Here is a 4426-nt window from a genome sequence, read left to right as displayed (position 1 = left end):
CTCCTGACTTAAACCCCATTGAGTATAAATGGAGTCAAGCTAAGTCTTTAAGACAGGGCTGGATGACTGATGATCTAGATGAGCTGTTTTGGAACATGGGGGTGTGTGGTGATTTTGTGGTTTGGGGGTGTAACTGCGGTTAAAGCAATGGTTAGAATGTTTTTAAGTGGGTGTAGCAGGTTTTTGTTTTGACGCCTTGGGTCATGAACCTGTGATAAATAGTCAATGGGGTTTGTGAGCATAAAGAATGTCCTTTTTGCTCACATTTTAATGGTTTATTGTGGGTTTGCGATGGTTGTGGTGCGATTGTCCTGAAAGAGTTATTTGATGGCGAGATTGAGCTTGATGAAAGCTATTTCGGTGGCGTCCGTAAGGGCAAACGAGGTTGTGGAGCAGGTGGAAAAACAGCTGTGTTTGGTCTTTTAAAGCGTAATGGCAAAGTCTTTGTGGTGGTAGTCAAAGATACCAAAACAAATACACTAATGCCGATAATCGCAAGCAAAATAAAGCCTGACAGTGTTGTTTACACGGACAGCTACAAAAGCTACAACGTCCTTGATGTAAGTGATTTTAAACACTTTAGAATAAATCACTCAAAAGAGTTTGCTAAAGACCACAACCACATCAACAGCATTGAAATTTTTGGTCGCAAGCCAAGAGAGTGCTTAGAAAATACAATGGCATTGACAAGAAAAACTTTCATCTTTTTATAAAAGAATGCGAGTTTAGATTTAACTATGGCACACCATCTAATCAACTTAAGGTATTAAGAAAATGGTGTAGGATTTAGGGCTTATCTAGTACAGCCCCTAAATTTTTAATAATTTTCCAAAAATTCCCTAGCCGTCAAAATCTCCAAACCCCTATAAGGGTTCATCGTGATTAAATCTTTATGGTCTCCTGTAACCAGTAACCGAGCATTGGCAGAAATGGCAATTTCTAAAAATTGATTGTCTTTTGGGTCTTTGCAATCGGTTATAATTTCAGTTGGCTCTACAATAACAGCGGATTGTGTAAAGTTTTCAATAAATACCTGCTTTCTGTTCGGTTTATTAATAAAATATTTGTCAAATTTCTTTCTTGAAATCACTTCTAAAAATTCATTAAGTGTACTTTCTGAAACAACTATTTGCCAATAGTACATCGCTTCATCAACCGCTTTGGCAGGTAATGAATTTGGGAATAATACCGCACTAATTAAAAGATTGGTATCAATCACAATCTTATTATTTTCTTTCATTTTTCTTTAAGCTTTCTTGATAAACAATTTCACGCTCTTCATCAATCAAGCGATTTAACTCTGCCATTTCTTCATCGGTCGGCTCTCGGCTATCTTTGGCATTTTCTCGCAACGCCTGAATAAATCGCATTTTTGCAGACAATCTCATCATTTCCATTGCTTCATCATAGCGAAAAACTGCCATTGTTGGGCGTTTTCTTTGAGTAATAATCACAGGTTCACTCCCTTGCTGTTTGACAAGGTCGGCAAATTTACCAAAGCCTGTTTGTACCTGTTGTGATGTCAAAAGTTGCATTGTTATCATAATCCTATATAAATTATATATTTTGTATATTATATATATTTTCTACTGAAAATCAAATAAAAACTAGCAAATCAGCCTTAAATTTTAGTACCAAAACCCCCAAATTTTCAAAAACGCACACAAGGCCTATTTTGGGCGAGGTTTTTGTGTGTCTGTATAATTACTGGGCGGTTTGAGTTGTCCCAAAAAAACGCCCCAACAGGTGGGACGTTCCTTTTATTGATTAAAAATTTAGTGGATAGTTAAATAATTTTTGAATTAATATCTAAATCAACCAATAATCGGTTGGTATCCTCATTCATTGTATGAACTTGATAAATATTACCTTCATAGCGTTCGGTAGTGGCTTCACCTGCTTCGTTGGCATAGTAATACACTGTATCTCTATCCACCTCTTTACCAATGACTTTACGACCAGTATTACCACCAAGTGTAAATTCATTGTCTTTGTCTTTCGTTACTGCATTACCGTCTTTATCAACAAAGGTGTCAGTTTTTTCCACTTACCTGTATTACCCCCTGTCCAGATTTCCAAATTACTGCCACTACGGTCGCCATCTAATAGCATATCTTTGAACTGCTGACCAGCTATATTTCTATTCTCGTAGTTGCCTTGCTCAAAGATATGATGTGATACCTTAAGTGTATTGTTAAAAATTATATAATAGTAATATCAAGATCCACCAAAAGGCGCTTGCTTTCATCGTTTGCTGTGGTATAGACATTGTAGATATTACCCTCATAACGCTCACCTGTAATATCACCTTCTTGATTGGTATAGTAGTACTTGGTGTCGCCATTAACTACTGTACCCTTCACAGTACGCCCATCATCAAGGGTAAACATATCTTCTGCTTTCTTTGCAACTGCATTACCGTTGGCATCGGCAAGACTTGTGGAAACTTTGTTCCAAAAACTAGAGTCTAATAGCTCTAATTTGCTATTTGCAGTATCGCCATCTAATAGCATATCTTTATTTACACCATGCTCGGCAAAATTATTGTTTACAAATAGCTTATCTGTCGCCCTAAATGTGTTGACATAATGTTTTTCACCAGTTATATCTACACGCTCAAAGTTGGTAATATTATCAGAGCTGATAACTACATTTTGGTTGGCAGTATTGAATACACGAAGTACATCAGTGCCTTCACCACCATCCACCTTACCATCAAGTCTGCCATAACCATAATGGAATGCATCATTGCCTGCACCCAAGTTAATCGTAGAATCGGTAGATATATTGTAACCAATCACCAAGGTATCATTACCATCGCCCATGTCAATCTTAGAATGGGCATTCACAGCAATGTTATTCTTGTGTCCAGAAATATGCACATGGTCATTGCCATTCCCTGCATCGATAGTGCTATAGTTTCCAAGTTGACCGCCCATGCGCAAATCATCATTGCCATCGCCCAATGTCATTGTGGTGATATATGAATTTTTCTCAATCTTCACCGTGTCATTACCAGCACCCATGTGCAAAATTGTGTTTACACCTCCATGACCTGTACCAAACTCACCTCCCGTATACAAATAGTCATTGCCATCGCCCATATCAATGCGGATATTGGAGGTAACATCACCTGCAACATAAAGTGCATCATCCCCCTTACCCATACTCACATCAAAAGCATTTCTTTGTTTCGTATCATAAGTGGTAATTTGTCTGGCGTAAATTGTTTGATTATCGACATCAGAATCATCCCAAGAAGTAAGATAATTTTTCGTTTTGTTATTATCTATATCACCCCTTCTTTCATTGCCCGCCCCACTTGGCATCTGCTTGCCTGTAGAGCTTATGGGCGTGTCTGCTGCGGAGAAACTTCCTTCCCGACCACTTCCATCAGCATATTCATTATTATAAAATGCATAAAGATCACTAATGATTGATTTTGGTTGATTACCAGCTTTGTCAATCATACTGATAGCTACAGGTATATCATTTTTATCTCTCCTGCTCCAGTAAATATTATTGACACTATTTTGGTCTTTAGGGATGTCGTTACCTTCAAGTTGCATTGTCCACTCACCATTTTCGGCCACAACAGCCTTAGGAGCACTACTGTACTTGCCATTACCATCTTTACTAACAAAGATAGTGCCGCCAATTTCCTTGCTAACCCCCTTCAAGATATGAGTTTTTGGATCGTAACTAGTTACAACCGCTTGCTCGGCAACAGTATCTAGGCGCATACTCTCTGTTTTTTCAGCAAACTCTTCTTTGGTATTGCTATCAAAAACACGAGCCTTGTACACATAGTCAGTGCCAGCAGTAGTAACTGACTGCAAGTCATCTTCAAGCGTGTATATCTTGTCATCGCTGCTAGATTTAGCAGGGGTTTTGCGAGTGAAAGTACCATCTACGATTAGGTTTTTGGTTATTGGGTCTTTAATATAGCGCACCAATTCCAAAGTTTCGTTATCTTGTAACGCCTGATTTAAGGTGATGGTCAGTGTTGGTGTGGTGTCATTGGTTACCGCACCATCAGCAATACGGCCCACATATTGCCCATCTATTCCTACATCATTGCCTGTGCCATCATCATCATTTATGGTTAAGCTGCTAATCTGGGTCGGCGCTGGCTTTTTGGAGGTGTCGTTGATGGTTACCGTGCTGCTTGTTTTACCGCCCACAGTGTAGTTAAAGCTTTCGGCGGTGGCTTCGGTCACATTATCCGCCTTCACTGTGGTGGTGATGTCAAAGGTGCTAACGCCTTTTGGCACGATAAGTTTGGTGCCATCTGCCGACAATGATACCCCTGCAGTAAAGGTTGGTTTACCGCTAGTAAAGTCCTCGGCAGTTGAACCCATAAGGTTTTGCTTGTAATCAAGCTCAATTTGCTTATCAGTCGCACGGTTTAGGGTAACTGTGGTAG

Annotated in this window: 3 protein-coding genes and 2 pseudogenes; 1 reads left to right on the top strand and 4 read right to left on the bottom strand. The window is 39.2% G+C overall.

Annotated elements, in window-relative coordinates; translation table 11 throughout:
- Positions 1 to 317: 317 nt before the first annotated feature.
- Positions 318 to 790: pseudogene (locus tag K941_RS15865) on the top strand (IS1595 family transposase); the annotation flags it as partial.
- 27 nt (positions 791 to 817) lie between these two features.
- On the opposite strand, the gene K941_RS0112055 reads toward K941_RS15865, so the two are convergent.
- From K941_RS0112055 to K941_RS15855, 4 genes and pseudogenes are all read right to left on the bottom strand, one after another.
- Entirely contained in the window at positions 818 to 1240 is a 423-nt protein-coding gene (locus K941_RS0112055) for a putative toxin-antitoxin system toxin component, PIN family (RefSeq protein ID WP_029103798.1), read from the bottom strand.
- Positions 1227 to 1535 (bottom strand): hypothetical protein, encoded by a 309-nt coding sequence (locus K941_RS15860; RefSeq protein WP_051226063.1) that lies wholly within the window; start codon positions 1533 to 1535, stop codon positions 1227 to 1229. Before K941_RS15860 ends, K941_RS0112055 begins: the two co-directional genes overlap by 14 nt.
- Positions 1536 to 1786: 251 nt before the next feature.
- The gene (locus K941_RS0112045; RefSeq protein ID WP_029103797.1) at positions 1787 to 2047 is read right to left on the bottom strand and encodes a hypothetical protein; all 261 of its coding nucleotides are present in this window, start codon (positions 2045 to 2047) and stop codon (positions 1787 to 1789) included.
- Positions 2048 to 2201: 154 nt separating this feature from the next.
- Positions 2202 to 4426: pseudogene (locus tag K941_RS15855) on the bottom strand (hypothetical protein); the annotation flags it as partial.

The sequence above is a fragment of the Moraxella caprae DSM 19149 genome (assembly GCF_000426885.1).
GTDB lineage: Bacteria > Pseudomonadota > Gammaproteobacteria > Pseudomonadales > Moraxellaceae > Moraxella > Moraxella caprae.
This window is presented reverse-complemented; position numbering and strand designations above follow the sequence as displayed.